Below are 20,556 nucleotides of genomic sequence, written 5' to 3'. Positions count from 1 at the left end.
AGCCACGACACAGCCCGACCCAAGGCCCAAAGGGCCGCAGGGGCAGCCCCAAAAAATAATAACTATTTTTTGTGACAAAAGAGGATTATCCTTTTCTTAAAAAGTTTTTTTTATAATATAAAGACATCTATATATTTTCCGTACATTTGGAGCAGAACAAGAACCTATAAGATGCAGCCCCTTAAAGTTTTAAGTCAAGAACAAATTTTAGCTGACGATATGATTTTACATAGCTATGCCGATTTGATGCTTGGCCAACTTCCCCAGATTATAGATGAATTTTATGATCGGATGCTGAGCCAGTCAGAGTTTAAGCATTTTTTTAGCTCCGAGCAGCAAATCAAACATCTCAAAGCCTTACATGAAAGTTATTGGACCGACTTCTGGACCTTAGACTTTGATGAAGCCTATCAGGAAAGGCGAAAAAATATTGGTTTGGTGCATGCGCGCATTGGTTTGCCCCTCAAATTTTATTTTGAGGGCATGGTTTTATTTGGCCATCTCTTTCGAGAAGTTTTTAGAACACTGAAGCTAGAAGATTTTGATCTTTTAGAGGCTTTTCATATGCGTATCGAGCAGGAAATCGCCATCATTGTAGATAGCTACAACCAGCGAAAGGAAGCAGTTTTGGAAGAGGAAAATCTGCGTCTGGCGGCACCACTTTCTCAAATTTGGGACGATATTTTATTTTTGCCTTTGGTGGGTATTTTGCACAAAAAGCGGCTCAAGGAAGTGAGTCGACAAGCCCTGCATAAAGTTTCAGAAGTATCGGCTAAGGTGTTTATTTTAGATATCAAAGGCTTGCATCATTTACAATTGGAAGAGGCCAAGGGCTTGTTGCAATTGCTCAAAGCTGTGCAACTGATGGGCTGCAAGGCCTTGGTTTCGGGCATCAGCCCAATTATGGCCCAAACCTTATTGGAGCTAGACATTCGACTTAAAGAAATTGATGGCCAAAGTAGTATGAAAGATGCTTTAAATAAAGCCTACGCTTTTAGAAACTTAAAATTGGTCAATTTGCAAGAATTGGCGATTTAATCCCCTCTTCCCCATGAAAAAGTTTATCCCCCTCCTCTATTTAATACCTTGTTTTCTGCAGGCTCAAGGCCTGGAGCTTATCCCCAACCCGAGCTTTGAAAATTACCGTCAAGCAGAACCTTTGGGTTATGGCGGTCCGCAAAACTTCCGAACCGATTTAGCGGCTTGGCAGTCGCCTAATTTAGCTAGCCCAGACCTTTGGTTGCGATCTAAAAAAAAGCTTAAAAAGCTAAAGTTTGCCCTGAGTGAATTAAGTTATATTGACTTGCCCCAGAGTGGAAATAATATGCTCGGCTTAAAGATCTATGATGAAAATTCTGAGGAGCGGGAATATGTACAAATCCAGCTTCAACAAGCTTTAAAAAAGGGAGAACGTTATCGTTTTAGTTTTTGGGTATGCAAAAAAAAGTCGGCTGCATATTATAGTCATGGATTGGGGCTTGCTTTCAGTGACAGCCTTTTTGTTCAACAACAGCATGGAAAACTTGAAGGAATTAGTCCTCAATTTGTATTTGAAGAAGTCATGCAAGCGGAAAACTGGCAACTTTACAGTCAAGAATTTATAGCTGATCATTCCGCTCAAACTTTGATCATTGGTTATTTTGCTTCCCAGAATAAATTAGAACGGCTTCCGCCATTTCCTGGAGAAAAAGCGATGGCTTATTACCTCATTGATGATGTTTCTCTTCGCTCCCTATCAGATAGTAGCCGTCCAGAAATCATCCTCTCTCCAATTGCTTTTGACTATAAAAAGGCAAGTTTACGGCCTCATAGCAAAAAAGAGCTACAGAAATTGATTCTCTTATTACAAAAATGGCCCGAGCTAAAGTTAAATATTGCTGGCCATACCGATACAGAAGGGAGCGAAGCGAGTAATTTGCGTCTTTCTCAGGAGAGAGCCAAAGCAGTTTATGATTATCTAATTCAAGAAGGTATTACTAAAGATCGACTTAGCTACAAAGGTTTTGGAGAAAGCCAAGCTGTTAAGGGTAAATCTGCCCAAGAAAATAGACGTGTTGTTTTTTCTTGGGTTAATTAAAGCACTTTAAGGCCCTTCTCTTCCTCAAAAACTGTATTTTTGCGTCAAAATATAGAAAATGAAGCATTATATAGAGGAAGAGAAGCTGGAGCGCAAGATGATTGCCGACGAAATTGCCCAAGTGCAGCAAGAAAAATCGCTATTTTTTGATGTTCCTCCCCTACTCAACCTCAACCGTTTTCCAAAATCTTTTTTTGCTCTTCAAATCCATGAGCTCAGGCTCAGTGAACTCCCCAAAGATTTTGAATGGGAGGGCCGAGATCCGCAGCCCATGCCTACAATCAAGCGGCTTTATTTAGAAACCCATTCGCCTAAGCTCCTGCCGCAACTGCCCTATCTTTTCCCCAATTTGGTCGAGCTCCGTTTGTCTGGGCAACAGTTTGACAGAAAAACAGATTTTAGCTTTTTTGGCCAACTTTCTAAACTCGAAAGATTGGATCTACAAGCCTGTCGTTGGAAAGATACCCCGCAACTTCCAGATAGTATTTCCAAGCTTTCTCAACTGAAAGAGCTACATATTCTTTATTTTTATAGCTTGAGACGTTTAGGCAAAAACTTTTCTAAATTAACTTCCCTAGAAGAATTTTCGGCCCCTTCGGCCAAGCTAAAAGTAGACAAAAATAGCCCTTTGCTCCAATTGCCCAATTTGCGCAAGCTATCTTTGCACGATATGGCGCTGATGGATCAAGCCGAACTGCTACTGCAGTTTCCAGCCCTAGAGAACTTTAAAAGAGGCTATAAATCGGATAAGGCCTCTCCCTTTTTCCAAGATTTTGTTCCCCTCTTTAATGCCGCCAAAAAGAATCATTATAAAGTTGATTTTCTGCAAGATTGCATCAGTTATTTGAAGCAGCCAGAAAAAGAACTGCCTAAGTTGTCTAGCAATGAACTCATTGAACTGCTTGATTTGCCCTTGAGCAACTTTAGAGATAAAATTTTTACCGAGCTCGAAAAACGCATTCAAGAAAACTTGCCCGAGCTAAAAGCAGGAGCCGAAATTGTGCTCAAAGGAAAGTTTAAAAGCAATAAACGAGAGCTCAAAGAACAACTTAAGGAGCTAGAGTTGATTCCCAAAAATAAAATTACCGCCACAACCCAACTTTTAGTCCTTGGCGACCTGCCCAAAATTAAGGGCGATCCGCTCACCAAATACCCCCAAATTAAAATCCTAAGCGAAAAAAGCCTGCTGCAGCTCCTCGAACCAAAAGGAGAGGCCTACCTCAAAGAAGCGCCTAGCCAAGAGCTAGACAACTTGAAGGAGTTGCTGCTCAGCGAAGATCCAGAAATGGTTCGCCTAGGACTCTATATGCTGGAACAAGGCGGCTGCCCTACTGAGCTCCGCACTACTTTATTTGTGCTCTACAAAACCAACAAAGACAAGAAAATCAAACAATTAACCCTCAAGCAAATAGAGCGCATCAGCCCTCGTTCCTTTAGTACGGTGGTCAAAAAACGCTGGAAACTCTTTAGCGAACAGTTCCCTGAACTGCAGTTTGCCCATACCATTGATCGATATATCAATGCAGCACCTAATGAACTCGAAATCAAGAGCCTTTTGGAAGCATTCTATAAACGTACAGGTCTAGGGGCCCTAAAGGTGGTTCAATCCAATGACCCTGAATGGATGGATGCCTTTTTTGCAGATGATCTAGCCAAAAACACCCTCCATCTGCTCGACTTAGGACTTAGCGAGATCCCCGAACATATGCTTTCTTGGACGCAAGTGGAAAGGCTGGATATTTCAGGAAATAATTTTGACCTGGCCGTCCCTAAATCAATTGTCCATTTCCAAAATTTAGAAGAATTGGTCATTAGCTATACACCACCAATGAAACCGCCAGCAGCGCTCTTCCCCGATCAGGATTTAAAAATTCAAACGCTTCAGGAAGTTCCTCAAGAAATTCTTCAATTCCCCAAACTAAAGATAATTTATCTCAGCCATAATTATATCTCCTATAGTCTTGATTATGTATTAAAACAGGAGCCTATGTTTAGAAAGCTACATCAAAAAGGGGTAGAGATTGCTGTATTTCGTTAACTTCTTGTAGCTTTGCATTCTTTTTTTAGGGGGCCTCCGCAGCAAGCTGCGGCGCTACGCTACAGGGCTCGCAAGCCTGCTCGGCCCTGCACAAAATTCGCTTCGCTCATTTTGTTGGGTCTGCGGCTTCGCCGCCCCCTTCCGCATCGCTAGGCCGGCTCGACAAATAGCCCTAAAGGGCAAAAAGGGGCCTAAAGGCCCAAGGCTAGCTCACTAACTACAGATTTATGTCTATTACTAAAGAAAATTTTGGCCCACTTGGCCTTTCTCCTCAATATATTAAGGCCCTAGAAGATCTAGGCTTTGAACAACCCACCGGCATCCAAGAAAAAGCAATTCCGCTCATTCGTGGAGGCCAACACCTCATTGGCATTGCCCAAACGGGAACCGGAAAAACAGCGGCTTACCTCCTGCCTTCTTTGCAAAAACTGCAATATCATCAGCCTGATTTTATTCGGGCCATTATTATGGTGCCTACCAAAGAATTGGTTTTGCAAGTTTTGGAACAGCAACAAGAGCTAGCCAAATACACCGATATTAAAATGGTGGGCCTTTATGGCGGCGTGGGCTGGCAAAAACAAGCCAAACAACTAGAAGCAGGTACAGACATGGTGGTCTGTACCCCCCGCCGCCTCTTCGAACTCTACGAAAGAATGAATTTGGACCTCAGAAAAGTAGAAATTCTGATCCTAGATGAGGCCGACCGCATGCTCGATATGGGCTTCCGCCCTCAAATCAATACCCTTTTGGACCTCTTGCCCAGAAAAAAGCAAAATTTGCTTTTTTCGGCCACCTTCTCGCCAGAAGTGGAAGAGCTCAGCTGGAACTTTATGGATTTTCCCCATAAAGTAGAAATTACCCCAGAAGCCACCCCCGTAGAAACCGTAGAACAACGGCTCTATTATACGCCCAATTTTGGAACAAAACTCAATCTTTTGGTCCACCTTTTCCAAAAAGAAGAGGGCTTTGATCGCGTCATCATTTTTGTCCGCTCTAAACGTAGCGCCAACAAGGTCTTTGAAGCCCTACAGCACGCTCGACTAGAAGGTGAAATGCGCCTTATTCACTCCAATAAGGGCCAAAATAGCCGAATCAATGCCTTTAAGGAATTTAAAGAAGGTTTGCTGCGCATTCTGGTCAGTACCGATGTCATGGCCCGAGGAATTGATATTCCCGAAGTGAGCCATGTCATTAACTTTGAAGTGCCCCGCCTACATGAGGACTATGTCCACCGCATTGGGCGCACTGGCCGAGCTTTCCGCACAGGAACAGCCATTAGCTTTGCCCAAGCGGCCGAGCAATATCACATTCAGAAAATCCAGAAGAAAATCCGAATGGCCATTCCCGTTTATGACTTACCGGCCAATTTGGAGATTCCGGAAACCCCTTTTGCCGAAAAGCAAGAGATTGCCAAGGAAATTGACCACCAAAAGAGAAAGGAAGATCCCAACTTTCAGGGGGCTTTTCATGAAAAAAAGGATTACAAGCAGAAGCAAAAACAAAAAAGCAGCAAACGCAAGCGGCAGTTTAATGGAAAAGCCAAAAGCTATATTCAAAAAACTACGCCCAAGAAGAAAACCACCTCTAAGCGCAATCGCCACAAAAAGTAATGTATTTTGGACCAGCAGAATATTCGCCTACAGGCTTGGGCGGTCCTCTTGGGGGCTTTGCTTTTAGCCGCCAAGTTTATCGCCTACTTTTATACTAACTCGAGTAGTATCTTAACCGATGCCTTGGAGAGTATTATCAATGTGGTGGCGGGGGCGCTGGGGCTGTACAGCCTCATTCTGGCTGCCCGCCCCAAAGATGAAAATCATCCTTATGGGCATGGAAAAATAGAGTTTATTTCTGCTGGTGCCGAGGGCAGCCTTATTGTTTTTGCTGGCCTATTGATTATTGGTCAAGCTGGCTACCGTCTTTTTGCTGGAGACTATGAGCTGCGCCCTATTGACTTGGGGCTATATATTACGGCCTTTGCTGGGGCGGTTAACTATTTTTTGGGCCATCTGGCCGAAAAACAAGGTAAAAAGACACATTCTCTTGCGCTGATTGCTAGCGGACAGCACCTAAAATCAGATGCTTATTCCACTTTGGGGCTTATTTTTGGCCTTATCCTCATCATGATTTTGCAATATCAATCGGCAGAGGGATATTGGATTCGGTTAGCCGATAATATAGTGGCGATTCTATTTGGGGGGCTCATTGCCTATACGGGCTATCATATTATCCGAAAATCTTTGGCGGGTATTATGGATGAGCTAGATTATGAGCTGGTCCATAAAATTGTACAAGATTTACAAGATAACCGAAAAGAAAACTGGATTGACGTGCACAACCTGCGCATCATTAAGTATGGGAGCGACCTGCATATCGACTGTCACCTCTCGGTGCCTTGGTACTTTGATATCCGAGAAGGGCATGATGAAGTAGAAGCATTAGAACAACTCTTGCGCGAAAAATTATCTTCGCCTGTAGAGCTTTTTGTACATTTAGATGCCTGCCGCCCCAGCTCTTGCCCCCTTTGCAGCAAAAAAGACTGCCCCAAACGAAGGTCCAAATTTGAAGGGCAGTTAGCTTGGACCGCAGACAATATTTTGCTCAATAAAATGCACGGCCGCTAGTCTGCTGCCCCCTAGGCAGGCGAAGCCTGCAACGGCTGAGGGATGGAAACTGGGGCGGCGAAGCCGCAGACCCAAGTTTTTGAGCGCAGCGAAAAAACTGCAGGGCCGAGCAGACCTGCGAGCCAGGACACAGCCCGACCCGAGCGAAGCGAGGGGCAGCCCCAAAAAAACAGAAAGATATAAATAATAAGTTAAGGCTTCGTTTTTAGAACAATTGGGCATTATGTATCTTGGGAGTCCCCACTCTATAAATTTAGCCCAAAATGTTTAGAATCCTAATCTTGAGCCTCTTCTGTTGCTGTGCCCTTAAGTTGTCTTGGGCACAACCGGTTCCTACAGCTAGCCTAGCTACTGTAGATAGCTTTTCTTTGCTGCAGATTGATCGCCTTTTTGAGCATTTAGAAGAAAATTGGTCCTCTTTATCGGCAGAAAAGCAAGAGAGTTTGCTTCAAGAAGCCGCTCTATATCTAGAAAGAGGACTTTTGTCTCCTCAGAGCCATGCGCAAAAATATAGCTGGATCCAGCAGTATAAACGGATTCGAGACCGAGCTATGTTTAAGCAGCAAGCCTTGGCCCAACTATCGGATAGTTTGCGGCAGTATTCTTTAGCTGATTTGCAGGCCAATTTGCCCGCTAATACAGCTTGCCTAGAGTATTTCTGGGGCAATTTTATGGTTTATGTTTTTTATGTGGACCAAGAAACCGCGCAGTTTCTCCGCTTGGGCTTAGCTTCTGATCAATTGGAGGAAGAGCTAGCGCAATTTAGGCAACAATTAAGCGCCCCCAAACAACTAGAACTAGGCGAGCCAGAGCTAGTTGGCCCTTTTGTCCAGCAATCTTCGGCTTTGTACGAGCGGCTTTTGGCTCCCTTGAGCAGCTTGCTGCCTAGCAACAAAAAACTACTGATTATTCCTGATGGTCCCTTATTACAACTTCCTTTTGAGGTGCTGCTCAATCGGCCAGCAGGCAAAAAGCGCTTTGGCGATCTGCCCTATTTGATAAAAGATAAAGCCATTTTTTACCACTATAGCAGTAGCCTGTTTTTAGAACAACAGAAAGACCGCCCCAAAAAAGGCGGCCAAATGCTGGCTATTGCAGGCTCTTACACAGAAGGGCAAGGCCGAAAACTAGAAAGTTTGCCCAAAACACGCCTAGAAATTGGGCGACTCGCTCGGCAGTTTGAGGGCCGTTTTTTACTAGATAGCCTAGCCAGCGAAGCTAATTTTAAGGCTAACATTAAACGTTATGCCGTGATTCATTTGGCTATGCACGGAATTCAGGATAAAGCAGAGCCGCTGCGATCTGGGCTCGCTTTTTCTAATCTGCCTCAAAAGGAGGAAGACAATCTGCTGATGGCCAATGAAATTATGAATTTGCCCATTTCTGCCGATTTGGTGGTCCTTTCTGCCTGCGAAACAGCCGTAGGCCGCTTCCAAGAAGGAAATGCAACGGCCTCTTTGGCTAGGGCCTTTATGTATGCTGGCACTCCTGCGGCTCTTGTTAGTCTTTGGCAGGTAAATGACGAGAGCACGGCTATCCTTATGGAGGATTATTACCGACAAATTGCGGCCGGGGCCGATAAAAGCAGTGCCTTGCAAAGGGCCAAATTAAAATACCTTTCGGCCAATAAAAATAGCATAGCTGCCCACCCCATTTTTTGGGCCGCTTTTGTCCAAATTGGTATCGATCAACCGCTCTATTTAGCCGAAAAAACCATGGGAAATGCCCTACTTTTTTTGGCCAGCATTTTTGCTGGGGGCATTGGCTTAATTCTAATTTTGTCGGTGATCTTTCGCTGGCGACGAGATGCTGATGCAGAAGGAGTTTACCGAAAATAACTAGCTTTTGGGGCCCGCGGCCGGCTAGCCTTCGGCTAGGTCGGCCGCCGCTATGCTGCGCGGCTCGCAGGTCTGCTCGGCCCTTCACAAAACTTCGCTAACGCTCATTTTGCTCGGTCTGGCCTTCGGCCACCGCTGCGCAGCGCTGGGCCAGCTGGACCAAAAAAGGAGGAGCGATTTCTCGCTCCTCCCTGCTTGACAACTAATGTATTGTCCTCTTGCTATAACTAATACACTAAACCAAGGGTTCTTTTGCAGCCGTCCAGGCCTTAATTCCGCCACTAAAGTTTTTAATATTCTTAAAGCCCATTTGGACCAAAATACTGTAGCCAATAGCCGCACGATCTCCGCCCTGACAGTGTAGAATAATGGCTTCATTGCGGTCTACATCTTTGGCTAGTTCATAAAGTTTGCCCAAAAAGAAATGTTCTGCGCCTTCAATATGGCCCTCTTTGTATTCTTTGGCTGAGCGAATATCAAAAATACGATACTTTCCTTTTAGCGCTTTTACTTCTGCTAGCTCAATAATATCGGGTTGATGCAAGGCTTCCGGATAGGCCGCAGTAGCAGGCAAAAATCCTTTGAAATTATCTAGGCCGATGCGCATAAGTTTTCGGCGGAGCTCATCGATTTGGTCCTCGGCGGCCAAAAGCATAAAGTCCTTATCATAATCCAGGAACCAGCCGGCCCAAGTAGAAAAGGCATTATTATGCTGAATATTTAGCGTGCCGGGAATAAAGCCCTCTTTTTCGACCTGCGTTCTGGGGCGCGCATCAATTAGAGGGATGCCCGCTTGCATAGCGGTGGCTACGGTCTGCCAATCGAGTTCTTGAGCGGGGGCCAATTGGGTTAATAGAGGGCGTTCTACTCTATTGAGCAACTTCATTTTGGCAAAATACTTTGGCGGCTCGGGTTGGTCCTCTAGCAGATAATCGGTAAATGCTTTATCGTCATCGGCTAATTGGCAGGCCCAGTTGCGGATTTTCTCATAGCCTACAGTACTGCTAGGTACGGCACCAAGGGCCTTACCACAGGCAGAGCCGGCGCCATGGCCGGGCCAAAGCTGAATAAAATCGGGCAATTCTTTGAATCGGCGGACAGAAGCCAGCATTTGCTTGGCCCCTTCATCTTGAGTACCTTTGATCCCTGCGGCTTTTTCCAACAAATCGGGTCGTCCGATATCGCCAACAAAGACAAAATCTCCAGTAAAGAGCATAACGGGTTCTTCCGTTGCGGGCGTATCGCTGAGTAAGAAGCTGATACTTTCTGGGGTATGGCCAGGCGTATGCCAAACCTCAAACTTGAGGTTCCCCAACCAAAATTCGTCACCATCTTTTAAGCCTTCATGCGGAAACTCATATTCCCAGCCCTCGCCACCTTCAGCGGAGAGATACATTTTGGCTCCAGTTAGTTCGGCCAATTCTCGGCTACCGGCCAAAAAGTCTGCATGAATATGTGTTTCTAGGATATGCGTAATCGTAAAGCCCTCTTGCTTGGCAATATCTAGATAAGTATCTACATCCCGTTTAGGATCGATTACGGCGGCCACGCCTGCTTTTTGACAAGCGATCATATAGCTAGCTTGAGCTAAGCTTTTATCATAAATGTGCTTAAAAAACATAGTTCGGAATATTGGGAGGATCGGCTCCTCTGGTTTGGGAAAAAATAATTGGAGTGACAAATTTGGTCTGCTGCGTTTTGCAGGCCCGAAGGGCCGCAGGCTGAGCTGCCCGGCGGGTGGCCCGAAGGGCCAGACCAAGCCAGCTTGCTGGCGATGGGCCGAGCAAAGAGCGAGCCCAGAGGGGAGCGACCCAGCCGAAGGCTGGGGCAGCCCCTAAAAAATAATCTCTTAGAGAGACTTCTTAGCGAGGTAGAAATCTACTTTTTCGCAAGAAGTATCGGCGATGCGAGCGTCCATTTCGGCCAAAGTTTTGGGTGGAGGAACGATCACCTTATCGCCTTTGCGCCAGTCTAGAGGCATAGCCACCTTATGTTCGTCAGAAACCTGTAGGGCTTCTAGTGCGCGGAGAATTTCGTCCATATTGCGGCCCACATTGAGTGGGTAATACATAACTAGGCGAATTTTTTTGCTAGGATCGATGAAGAAAACGGCGCGTACGGCAGCGGTTTCGCTTTCATTGGGCTGAAGCATACCGTAGAGCTTAGAGACCTTCATGTCGATATCGGCGATGATGGGGAAATTGAGGTAAACGCCAGTGTTGTTGCGTACATTATTTACCCAAGCGAGGTGAGCGTGAAGGCTATCGATGCTTAGGCCAACGAGCTCGGTATTTAGAGCTTTAAACTCGTCTTGGCGGATAGCGAAGCCACTCATTTCAGTGGTACAAACGGGTGTAAAATCGGCGGGGTGAGAAAAGAGAACGATCCATTTGCCCTCTGCATACTCAGAGAATTTCATGGGGCCGGTAGTAGTTTGTGCTACAAAATCGGGTGCTTGGTCGCCGATGCGAGGCATAGGGTTGAAGTTTACTTCAGTGGGATTTTCCATAATTGGTATTTTTATTTGATAAGTTGTATAAATTAAATTTGTTCTAGGAACAAAAAATAAGAACTAAATCTGGACAAGAAGAAAATCTATTAGCTATAATAAATAATTAACGAATTATCCTTTAGCTTTCCGTCCTTGTTGATACAAAGATAAGGCAAGATAACTATAACTAAAAATGATAAAATTTATAGGCTGTATAATAAAAACTAATAACTATCTTTTGGCCTATGGCTTTCCGTCCTTGTTGATACAAAGATAAGGCAAGATAACTATAACTAAAAATGATAAAAACTATAGGCGGTATAACAAAAACTAATAGTATGAAATTACAGCAGCTACGATACATCATTGCCGTAGATCGGCACAAGCAATTTAGCAAGGCGGCGGAGGAATTGGATTTGAGTCAGGCCACTTTGAGCAGCATGATTGGGAAATTAGAGAAGGAATTGGGGGTCATGATATTTGACCGCAAGACGCAGCCTTTGGTCACAACGGACTGCGGCAAGGAGTTGATTATGGCGGCTAGGCGTATTTTATCGGAGACGGATAATTTTTATGATTTGGCTCGAAATGTTAAGCAAAAAGTGGCGGGACAGCTACGTTTGGGGATTATTCCGACCATTAGTAGTAGTTTGCTGCCTATTTTTCTGCAGCCTTTTTTGCTCAAGTATCCAGAGGTAGAGCTAGAGGTTATCGAGGCGCCCACGGCTAGTTTGACCGAGGCCCTCAAGCGGGGCGAATTAGATTTGGCCATTTTGAGTACGCCATTGAAGGATAGCAGTATAGAGGATTGGGTGCTCTATTATGAATTGCTTTTGGTTTATGGCAGTGCGGAGGAGCAGATTAAGCGCTATACGACTCCAGATATTTTGTTGGAGCGGCCGCTTTGGCTATTGGAAGAGGGCAATTGTTTGCGGGATCAGATGTTGGATCTTTGTCAGTTGCGGCAAAAGGCTAGTCCTTGGCCCAACTTAAAACTGGGGGCCAACTCTTTTGATTGTTTATTGCCTTTGGTGGACCAAATGGGGGGACTCACTTTGGTTCCGGAGCTTTATCTCCAGCAACTTTCTGAAGAGCGGCAGCAGCGTTTGGCTTATTTTGAGCGGCCCGTTCCTGTTCGGGAAATTAGTTTGGCTTTTTATCGGCCCTATGCGAAATTGCGCTTGATGGAAGTTTTGCATAAGGAAATCAAGGAATTGGTGAAGCCCCTGCTCAAGAGCCAGCAGTATAAGAATAATGAAATGCGCATTACTATGCCTGAGTAAGGGGCTATAATTTTGAGACTGTTCAAGATTTTGTGTACCTGAATAAAATTTGGGGTTTTAGCTGCCAATAGTCGCCTAGGGACAAGCCCCCAGGCTAATTAAATGGAGTCAGCCCTAAAGGGCTTAAAAGGTTTATATACAAGACCTTGCTCAGTCGTTATAGCAGAGAAGGACCTTATCCAAAGGCCCTCTTTAGAGGGCTGTCTGAAAAGCTAGCCTAGGGGCTTGTCCCTAGGCAGCAGAAAGGGGAAACACAAAACTTTAAACAGCCTTATAATTTCTTTTTTTTTGGGCCTCCTGCCTACGGCAGGCGCTACGTTCCGCAGCTCGCTGTTCGCTCGGCCCTGCGGCCTAACGGCCTTGGTCTGGCCTGCGGCCACTGCTGCACATCGCTAGGCCAAAAAAACTGGCCTGCGGCCAGCGGGCAAAACTAAACTAACCGCCTGAACGCAAAAAGGGCGCTTGTCTGTGAACAGACAAGCGCCCTTTTCTTTGGACCAAATAGCTGGCTTAGCAGCTATATTCTGAGTAATCGCCCAAGCTCAAAGCTTGTGCTTGGCCCTTATATTTTACATATGCGCCTAGCATCGTATCTCTCAAAACAGCATCTTCCACCTGTGAGTTTTCTTGAATCAAGCTATTTTGGACAATAGAATTGCGGATAAGGCTGCCCTTGCCAATAGAAGCATGTGGACCAACTACCGCATTTTCCAAAACAACGCCCTCACCAATAAAACAAGGGGGAATCACTACGCTATTAGATTGCTGCAAATCGCTAGCAATTTGGGCCGCATCCTCCTTAATCTCTAATACCCGCTGATTAGCATGAACTACAGCTTTTTTGTTGCCACAATCCAACCACTCATCAATGCGGCTAGTAGAAAACTTGAGGCCCTTAGTTTTCATATTTTCCAAGGCATTGGTCAATTGATACTCGCCTCGGTCCATAATGTTGTTATCTACTAAATATTGGAGTTCCTTCTCTAAGTTTTCGGCACTTTGGAAATAGTAAATACCTACAATGGCCAAATCAGAAACGAAAGTGCTGGGCTTCTCGACAAAGTCGGTTACATAGCCTTCTTGGTCCAATTTCACTACGCCATAAGCAGAGGGATCAGCTACTTTTTTGACCCAAATCAGGCCATCTTCTTCCATATTCAGTTTAAAATTCGATTGGAAGAGCGTATCGGCAAAAGCGACAATAACTGGACCTTGCAAACTTTCTTTGGCGCAGAGAATAGCGTGAGCGGTGCCCAACTTTTCTGTTTGCTGATAAATACTTCCCTTAGCGCCAAGGCTTTGGGCGAGAGCTTTGAGATCCTCTTCTACCTGCTCGCCAAAATCGCCAATAATGAACGCAATTTCGTCAATGGGTTCTGGGCAAGCTTTGGCCAAATCTTCTACCAAGCGGGCCACAATAGGCTTTCCGGCTACAGCAACCAAAGGTTTAGGGACAGTAATTGAGTGGGGACGCAGGCGGGTTCCTCTTCCCGCCATGGGTATAATGAGTTTCATTTTTGCTTAATTTATTTCCTAGAATAGATCAATTGAAGATGATGAAAGGGCGTTATATTGGGCCAGCGGCCGGAGCCGAACGGCCAAAAGCGCGCTATATGGTTGAGCTGGCCCAGCGATGCGCAGCAGTGCCGCGAAGCGGCAGACCGAGGCCGCAGGCCGAAGGGCCGAGCAGGCTTGCGAGCTGCGGAGCGTAGCGGCGGGCGAAGCCCGCGGGCCCCAAAAAAAACATAAAAATTTTCGGCCTAATATAGTAAGTTTTTCAGGGAACTAAAAAGTATTTATTGGCGGCCTGTGCTACCAAAACCGCCTGTACCTCTTTCGCTTTGCTCAAGGCTTTCTACGGCTTGCCAGCTAATTTTTTGGTAGGCGGCCACCACCAACTGGGCAATGCGTTCGCCGGGGGCAATTTCAATTTCCTCCTTGGATAAATTGACAAGGATAACGCCAATTTCTCCGCGATAATCGCTATCAATGGTGCCTGGAGCATTGGGAACAGAAAGGCCTTTTTTGAGGGCCAAACCAGAGCGGGGGCGCACTTGGGCCTCATAGCCTTGGGGCAATTCTATAAACAAGCCCGTAGGCACTACAGTCCGCTCTAGGCTGCCTAGGCGGATGGGCGTTTCGATATTGGCTCGGAGGTCCATGCCTGCGCTACCCAAGGTTTTGTAGCTAGGCAAAGGAAAATTTGAGCGATTGATAATTTTTACTTGCATAAGTTAGGCAGATTTGGGTCGGAAGATAGACAACAGCCAGCGCCGATCCTTTAAGAAGACGAGGCCCAAGAACAAAAGGCAGCAAAGGGCCGAAAAAATGTATTGGATGGGGCCAATGGGCAAAACATAGGCCTGAAGTCCCCAAAATAGACAAACGCTGCCGAGGGCTGCAAAGATATAAAAAAAGATGCTTTGCAGGGGATAGGGAATTGGGTAGTGCTTTTGGCCCAAAAAATAGGCGGTCATGCTCATGGCAAAATAGCAGGCCAAAGTGGCCCAAGCCGAGGCCCAATAGCCCAAAATGGGAATGAGTAAAAAGTTGAGTGTAAGCGTAATTCCCGCACCCAAAACGGCAATATAAGCCCCATATTGCGTACGATCAGAGAGTTTGAACCAGATGGCAAAATTGTAATAGAGGCCCAAAAAGAGATTGGCCATAAGCAGGATGGGCACCACCCCAATCCCCTCTCTAAAATCTTGGCCCAAAAAGTACTGAATGAGGTCCATAAAACAGACCAAGCCCACAAAGGCCAGCGCGCCCACCAAAGTAAACAAGCGGGCCACCTGAGCATAGATGGCTTTATCTTGTTTGGCTGCCGCCTGTCTAAAAAAGAAAGGCTCGGCGGCATAATTAAAGGCTTGAGTAAAGAGATTCATAAAAACGGCCAGCTTATAGGCGGCAGAATAGACCCCCATTTGGGCCAAGCGCTCCTCTATGGTCCCTGGCAATAGGACCTTAAGCAAACTTCGGTCAGCCAGTTCGTTAATCATGCTGGCAAAACCCGCAAAGATTAAGGGCAGCGCGTAGCGCATCATTTTTTGCCAAAGTTGGGGATCAAAATAAGGCTGTCCCTTGGGCTTTTGCAGCAAAAAGCGGTACTGGGGCAAAAGGAAGAGAAAACAGATCAGATTGGCCAATAAATTGGCGACAAACAAATAGCCAATCCCCAAATTGGGGTCAAACCAATAGGCAGAGCCTAGGCTGCCCGACTGGGCCAAGCTGGGGCCAAGTTCCAGAAAGAAAAGCAAGGCGCCCAGATAAATCAAGAGATTTAAAATCTTCAGGGCCGCAAAGGGAATGGCTTTTCCCGCCAGGCGCAAACGGGCAAAAGGCAGGGCCATCAGGGCATCAAAACCAATAATACCCAGCATGAGGTAGACATAATGCGTAAATTCTGGATAAGCCAGCCAATGGGCCAAGCTTGGTCCCAGAAGCGCTAAACTGCCCAAGATAATGCTTGTATGAAAAAGGACCGAAAAGGCGGCTGTTCGAAACACCTGATTTCTATTTTCAGCCTTGGCCCCAAAGCGAAAAAGGGCGGTTTCCATGCGGTGCGTGAGCAGGACCAAAAGAAAGGCCGCCCAAACATAAAGGTCTGTTTGGATGGCAAAATCGACCCGCTCAAACTTGTAGGTTAGATAAGGGGTAAGGATGACAAAGGACAAAAGGCGGCTCAGGATGCTACTCAGGCCATAGATTACTGTTTGGCCCGCTAATTTTTTTAGTACACTCAATTTGCTATGATTTGAGGGCCAAAGATAAAGAAGTTGTTGGAGATCTGTAGTTCTTTTTGGGCAAACAAAAAGGCGGGCCTGCAATTGCAGGCCCGCCTCTAGCAGAAAAAGAAAGCCTTTATTGGTTGGCCCCTTTTTCCATTAGCTGTTTAAGAATATTGGTTTTTTGATCTTTGGCCTGCATCACGTACTCGATATCGCTACCTTTAGCGCTAATACTAGCACTCTTTAGCAGTTCTGTATCATTTTGGCTACTTCCAAATGGGTTGCGTTGAGCATTCATAAAGTTTGCATACTGTTGAAAATCGCTGAAGTCGACAGCCATCCAGCCTTCACTAAGCTTTTTAAATTTAGCAGACTCGATTTGGTCGCCACTAGCCAAACCTTTTTCTACTTGCTCTAATAGGGCAGTACTGTTAGAGAAAATGGCAAAATTATCTTTGAGCAAAAGCGTGCCTGCCTCAGGCATATTCTCTGAGTAGATGCGGTTGTCTTTTTTGGTCAAAGGCAAACCATTCTTTTTGGCCAGTTGCATTAGTTTATCAATAATAGCCTGATCCTTAAGCTCTACAATGGTTAGAGAAGGAAGCTCACGGAAGTTACTGCCTTTATTTTCATAAGAAGCCACTACAATGTTTCCAGTCAAGCCGCCCAGAATCTCCTTAGTATTTAGGCCCATTTTGGCCATTTGCATATCCGCCATAGCGCTCAATCCACGGCCCTCTAAATAGTTGTATAGCTCCTCTGTATCCAAAGAAAGAGCCACTGCACCAATGTAATCTGTTTTGGGAATAAACTGACGGAAATCCTTGCTCACTCCTTTGGCAAAAAGTTTCCCAAACTCTTTTTCTAGCTTTTCATTGAAGTTCCCCTTGGCGTTCATGACCATTTTACCATTTTCAAAGTTCATGCTCATGCCAATGTTGTTATCATCTAGTTTTTTGCTATCTAGGCCGACAAAAGCCAGGCCCATTACAGCCTGTTGATTACTAGGGTCTTTTTTGGCCATATCATAAAGGCCAGTACTATTCACCCAAAGATTGATATCATTGCCTTTGCTCAACAAACTTTTGAGGTCGGCATTATTGGCCATAGATTTTTCGGGCTTGCTTCCAAAAAAGTTAGCTAGGCGAGTAGACAAATCGCCTTCCCCCCAACAAACCACTAGAAAAGCCCCATCAAAACCGACAGCAACATCTTTGTCGCCTTTAGATTTTGTTGAATTGAGGATGGTATAGCCCTCTTTTTTTTCTGTAGATAGTGTTTTGCTGGCCGCCACAAATTCTTCAAATTTCTTTGCATTAGCAATAGGCAGCATCAGGGTCCCCATAGGGTCTTCTCCATCTAGAGAAAGGTAGCCATAAGCACTTTTCTTAATATCCAAGCCCTTAGAAGCGGGGTCCTGAATCAACTCTTTGAGAATTTGAGCATCTTCCTCCTCAGATTCAGCCTTAGACTTTTCAATCGAAGCCAAAAGCTGATCTGGCCCAGCCTTGTCTAAAAGCTGTTTCCAGTTTACAGAAAACACAGCATTTTCTGAGGCCGGAATTCGGCTTAGGCTGTCTTGGTCCACTTTACCGCCTCCGCAAGAAATAACAAAAAAGCCAAGGGTAAAGGCCAAAACAAATAAAGATAGTGGTTGTTTCATAATGATTAGTATTGAGGTTTAAAAGTTCTGCTCGAACTTCTGAAGATAAGATATGGGGGATCCCCCTTTTGCCCCTCAAAGATAGGGAAGTTGACGGATATCTTCCCTCATTTTATAGCAAACAAAAAAGGCGGGCTGCTAAATGCAGCCCACCTTCGGAATTAGTTGACTTGATTCATCAACTGTTCTAAAGCATTTGTTTTTTTATCTTTTGCCAAAAGCAAAAGCTCCATTTGGCGGCCTTGGGCCGAGAAGCTAATGCGCTCAATAGCCTTAGATACGGCCGAACTATTATTGGCTTTAAATATATCCAAATAGGGCTTGACGTTTACAATGTCTAGCGCCAAGGCTCCCTGAGTCAATTTTTTATACTGCTTTTTAGGTAAGAGCTCGCTATTTGACAGCCCCTCGTTAATAGCGGTACCCAAAAAGAAATAGTTGGTAATGATCAGGTAGTTATCATGCTGAATTAGCATAACATCCAGAAACCAAGAATACTGAGCCTTGATAAAGTGCTGATCTCGCTCAACCAAAAAGTTGTTCGTAGCAAGTTGGTCCACCAACTTATCTAAATGCGCCTTATCCTTAAACTCTATAATGAGTAGAGAGCTCGGAAGCTTGTCTACAAAGGCTTCCTCAATCTCATAAGAAAGCCAGGCGACATTCCCCGTCATGGCCTCCAATAAGTTGGCCCCGCTAATACTGGTTCCCGCTAAAAATTCATCAATAAGAGGACGAAGATCTCTTGCGGCTAAATACTTACTCAGTTGCTCACTGTCCGTAGAAAGGGCAATGCCCCCAGCATAGTCCTTGGCGGGAATAAACTTCCGAAAACCTTCGCCAATGCCCTCATTAAATACTGGCCCAAAAAGCTGCTCTAGCTTTTCACTGTAGTCGCCTCCTAGCTGAGCCGCTAGTTGGCCTTGATCAAAGTTTAGACTGATGCCCAAACTGTTGTCTGCAAACTCCTCAGAAGTCACCCCCAAAAGCCCTAAAATCATGAGGTCATCTTGCATGCTTGGACTATCTTCCCAGCTCTCATAAACGCCCTTACTGCTCAACCAAAGCTTAACATCATCGCCTTTAGAGAAGAGTTTTTTCAAACTCTCATTATCGGCCATGCTGTTGGCTGGCTTTTGCTCAAAAAACTGCTTTAGATGTGCATTCAACTTAGACAAAGCCCCCCAAGAAAGCACAAGATGGTCCTCGTCAAAGCCTACTGCATAATTTAGCGGCTCACTGCTCTCCAATAAATGGTAGCCCTCCTTTTTCTTTAGCGAAAAACGATCGCTATCTTCAATATAGGCTTTCAATTTCTCCACCTTGGCCAAGGGAATTATCAGGGTCCAAAGCTGCAGCCCCTCAGGCAAAGAAATATAACCATAAGCAGGCTGCCCCTTAGCAAAACCAATGCGCTCTGGCTTCGTTCTTAGCGTTTTTATAAACTCCTCTGTTTTGCTCTTCCCTTTGCCCGCTTTCATCAGAAAGTCCTCATCTAGCTTGCTCATCAAGCCCTGCCAGTTTAGAGAAAAAACGACTTTCTCCGAGGCCGAAATACGCGCCAAGCTATCCTGCTGAAGTTTTCCACCACCACAAGAAATAACAAAGATTCCAAGGGTAAATGCCAAAAAAATTAACGATAATTGCTGTTTCATTATAAATAATATTGAGGTGTAAAGAGATAGCTAGCATACCTCTTTAGATAAAAAATAACGGGGCTTACGTATCCCCCACTTATGTAACTGTTACAAACATATAGAAAATGAATCTTAGATGCCACCTTTTCGTCTACTTAATTGCTTTTTTTTGTATAACAGCCTGTTCTAACCCTCAAAATACAGCGGGAGAAAATAGCACAGAAGCTAGCAGCAATCAGCCTCAGAGCGCAAAAGAGGGCTGCTACCACAGCATTGAAAAAAATTGGGAAGAAAGATTGAATATTGCCGTTTCTGCAGACCGAATTTCGGGTTCGGGCTACCGCATCAACCAACAATTCAATGATCGTTTCCAACTCGATATCCAAGGCAAAAAGATGAAGGATGGAAATTATGATGTGGAGGTTATTTGCCAATCTAAACGCCGAACCAATGAAAAAGAAACCCAATATGAAACTTGGTCCTTCCAAGGCAATAGCCTCAAAATTATTAACCGAAATACCAAGGATTTTATCGGCGATCTCAGCCTGCAAAAGGTAAATTGTGGGGCCAATAGCGCCAAAGATCCTGAATTATACGATGAGTTTCTAGGCTACAATGAGGGCTATGCCGTGGTGGCCAAAGATGGCAAATATGGCCTAATCAATAAGGAGGGGCAACTCACTATTCCCTGCGCCTATATGGCCCTGGGCGCCGTTTCTGAAGGCACTATTATGTACTATGATGAACAAAAAGGACGTCACGGCATTCTCGATGTCAATGGCAATATCCTCATCGAACCCATTTATGATGTGATCACGCCCGTGGGCCAAGGCCTGCTCGGCTTTGTCTATGAAGGCAAATGGGGCTTTCTCAATACAAAGGGAGAGATCGTTATCGCACCTAAGTTCTTCAATGTCAACTTTTTCCAACCCAACCCCCTCGAACTCCCCTTCAATGAAGGCCTGGCCAATGTGGCGATCGAGGACGCAAAATGGGGCTATATCAACCCCAAAGGAGAGGTCGTCATCCCTTACCAATTTATGTTTGCTGGCCCCTTCAGAGGCGGCAAGGCTAAGGTGATGCGCCAAGGCGAAAACAAATGGATTTACATTGATAAGTCTGGACAATGTGTAGAAAATTGTAACTAGACTTTTTATTTTTTGGGGCCCGCGGCCAG

General features: G+C 45.2%; 15 protein-coding genes. 8 read left to right on the top strand and 7 right to left on the bottom strand.

The features are described 5' to 3' along the window. The first annotated feature begins 219 nt into the window (after positions 1-219). The 6 genes from SGRA_RS17535 to SGRA_RS17510 all read left to right on the top strand — a co-directional run bounded on the left by SGRA_RS17535 (position 220) and on the right by SGRA_RS17510 (position 8,574). Positions 220-1,038, top strand: coding sequence for a protoglobin domain-containing protein (locus tag SGRA_RS17535; RefSeq protein WP_245538579.1), 819 nt, complete (start codon positions 220-222; stop codon positions 1,036-1,038). A 13-nt stretch (positions 1,039-1,051) separates the two neighbouring features. Continuing rightward, the gene (locus tag SGRA_RS19635; protein WP_015694152.1) at positions 1,052-2,077 is read left to right on the top strand and encodes an OmpA family protein; all 1,026 of its coding nucleotides are present in this window, start codon (positions 1,052-1,054) and stop codon (positions 2,075-2,077) included. A gap of 58 nt (positions 2,078-2,135) precedes the next feature. Further along, a complete protein-coding gene (locus SGRA_RS17525) occupies positions 2,136-4,115 on the top strand; it encodes a BRCT domain-containing protein (protein ID WP_015694151.1) in 1,980 nt (659 codons plus the stop codon). 227 nt (positions 4,116-4,342) lie between these two features. Further along, positions 4,343-5,725 carry a DEAD/DEAH box helicase gene (locus SGRA_RS17520; protein WP_015694150.1) on the top strand — a complete coding sequence of 461 codons (1,383 nt, stop codon included), beginning with the start codon at positions 4,343-4,345 and terminating at the stop codon, positions 5,723-5,725. A gap of 6 nt (positions 5,726-5,731) precedes the next feature. Further along, positions 5,732-6,736, top strand: coding sequence for a cation diffusion facilitator family transporter (locus SGRA_RS17515; protein ID WP_015694149.1), 1,005 nt, complete (start codon positions 5,732-5,734; stop codon positions 6,734-6,736). 263 nt (positions 6,737-6,999) lie between these two features. Next, complete coding sequence (locus SGRA_RS17510) at positions 7,000-8,574, top strand: CHAT domain-containing protein (protein WP_015694148.1); 1,575 nt, start codon at positions 7,000-7,002, stop codon at positions 8,572-8,574. Between the two features lie 235 nt (positions 8,575-8,809). Here SGRA_RS17510 and SGRA_RS17505 read toward each other — a convergent pair whose 3' ends face one another. Together SGRA_RS17505 and SGRA_RS17500 are read right to left on the bottom strand one after the other, a co-directional pair. After that, positions 8,810-10,195 carry an MBL fold metallo-hydrolase gene (locus SGRA_RS17505; RefSeq protein WP_015694146.1) on the bottom strand — a complete coding sequence of 462 codons (1,386 nt, stop codon included), beginning with the start codon at positions 10,193-10,195 and terminating at the stop codon, positions 8,810-8,812. A 228-nt stretch (positions 10,196-10,423) separates the two neighbouring features. Then, positions 10,424-11,083 carry a peroxiredoxin gene (locus tag SGRA_RS17500; RefSeq protein ID WP_015694145.1) on the bottom strand — a complete coding sequence of 220 codons (660 nt, stop codon included), beginning with the start codon at positions 11,081-11,083 and terminating at the stop codon, positions 10,424-10,426. Between the two features lie 320 nt (positions 11,084-11,403). Here SGRA_RS17500 and SGRA_RS17495 point away from each other — a divergent pair, with 320 nt between their 5' ends. Continuing rightward, entirely contained in the window at positions 11,404-12,348 is a 945-nt protein-coding gene (locus SGRA_RS17495) for a LysR substrate-binding domain-containing protein (protein ID WP_015694144.1), read from the top strand. A 510-nt stretch (positions 12,349-12,858) separates the two neighbouring features. Here SGRA_RS17495 and SGRA_RS17490 read toward each other — a convergent pair. From SGRA_RS17490 to SGRA_RS17470, 5 genes are all read right to left on the bottom strand, one after another. After that, the gene (locus SGRA_RS17490) at positions 12,859-13,863 is read right to left on the bottom strand and encodes a sugar phosphate nucleotidyltransferase (RefSeq protein WP_041329761.1); all 1,005 of its coding nucleotides are present in this window, start codon (positions 13,861-13,863) and stop codon (positions 12,859-12,861) included. Between the two features lie 281 nt (positions 13,864-14,144). Continuing rightward, positions 14,145-14,579, bottom strand: a complete 435-nt coding sequence (gene dut, locus SGRA_RS17485; protein ID WP_015694141.1) for a dUTP diphosphatase — start codon at positions 14,577-14,579, stop codon at positions 14,145-14,147. Positions 14,580-14,582: 3 nt separating this feature from the next. Beyond that, complete coding sequence (locus tag SGRA_RS17480; protein WP_015694140.1) at positions 14,583-16,094, bottom strand: lipopolysaccharide biosynthesis protein; 1,512 nt, start codon at positions 16,092-16,094, stop codon at positions 14,583-14,585. 118 nt (positions 16,095-16,212) lie between these two features. Beyond that, positions 16,213-17,742 (bottom strand): DUF4836 family protein, encoded by a 1,530-nt coding sequence (locus SGRA_RS17475; protein ID WP_015694139.1) that lies wholly within the window; start codon positions 17,740-17,742, stop codon positions 16,213-16,215. A gap of 161 nt (positions 17,743-17,903) precedes the next feature. Continuing rightward, entirely contained in the window at positions 17,904-19,397 is a 1,494-nt protein-coding gene (locus SGRA_RS17470; protein ID WP_015694138.1) for a DUF4836 family protein, read from the bottom strand. Between the two features lie 107 nt (positions 19,398-19,504). On the opposite strand from SGRA_RS17470, the gene SGRA_RS17465 reads away from it, so the two are divergent. After that, the gene (locus tag SGRA_RS17465; protein WP_015694137.1) at positions 19,505-20,527 is read left to right on the top strand and encodes a WG repeat-containing protein; all 1,023 of its coding nucleotides are present in this window, start codon (positions 19,505-19,507) and stop codon (positions 20,525-20,527) included. Positions 20,528-20,556: the final 29 nt, after the last annotated feature.

This window comes from Saprospira grandis str. Lewin, from assembly GCF_000250635.1.
Taxonomy (GTDB): Bacteria; Bacteroidota; Bacteroidia; order Chitinophagales; family Saprospiraceae; genus Saprospira; species Saprospira grandis.
Note: the sequence above shows the minus strand (reverse complement) of the source record. Positions and strands in the feature narration are given on the sequence as shown.

What these genes read in the sequence shown, in the direction of transcription:
- SGRA_RS17510 (WP_015694148.1), top strand. Translation starts at nt 7,000, where the DNA reads ATGTTTAGAATCCTAATCTTGAGCCTCTTCTGTTGCTGTGCCCTTAAG.
- SGRA_RS17470 (WP_015694138.1), bottom strand. Translation starts at nt 19,397, where the DNA reads ATGAAACAGCAATTATCGTTAATTTTTTTGGCATTTACCCTTGGAATC.
- SGRA_RS19635 (WP_015694152.1), top strand. Translation starts at nt 1,052, where the DNA reads ATGAAAAAGTTTATCCCCCTCCTCTATTTAATACCTTGTTTTCTGCAG.
- SGRA_RS17490 (WP_041329761.1), bottom strand. Translation starts at nt 13,863, where the DNA reads ATGAAACTCATTATACCCATGGCGGGAAGAGGAACCCGCCTGCGTCCC.
- SGRA_RS17535 (WP_245538579.1), top strand. Translation starts at nt 220, where the DNA reads ATGATTTTACATAGCTATGCCGATTTGATGCTTGGCCAACTTCCCCAG.
- SGRA_RS17465 (WP_015694137.1), top strand. Translation starts at nt 19,505, where the DNA reads ATGAATCTTAGATGCCACCTTTTCGTCTACTTAATTGCTTTTTTTTGT.
- SGRA_RS17500 (WP_015694145.1), bottom strand. Translation starts at nt 11,083, where the DNA reads ATGGAAAATCCCACTGAAGTAAACTTCAACCCTATGCCTCGCATCGGC.
- SGRA_RS17520 (WP_015694150.1), top strand. Translation starts at nt 4,343, where the DNA reads ATGTCTATTACTAAAGAAAATTTTGGCCCACTTGGCCTTTCTCCTCAA.
- SGRA_RS17505 (WP_015694146.1), bottom strand. Translation starts at nt 10,195, where the DNA reads ATGTTTTTTAAGCACATTTATGATAAAAGCTTAGCTCAAGCTAGCTAT.
- SGRA_RS17475 (WP_015694139.1), bottom strand. Translation starts at nt 17,742, where the DNA reads ATGAAACAACCACTATCTTTATTTGTTTTGGCCTTTACCCTTGGCTTT.
- SGRA_RS17495 (WP_015694144.1), top strand. Translation starts at nt 11,404, where the DNA reads ATGAAATTACAGCAGCTACGATACATCATTGCCGTAGATCGGCACAAG.
- SGRA_RS17525 (WP_015694151.1), top strand. Translation starts at nt 2,136, where the DNA reads ATGAAGCATTATATAGAGGAAGAGAAGCTGGAGCGCAAGATGATTGCC.
- dut (WP_015694141.1), bottom strand. Translation starts at nt 14,579, where the DNA reads ATGCAAGTAAAAATTATCAATCGCTCAAATTTTCCTTTGCCTAGCTAC.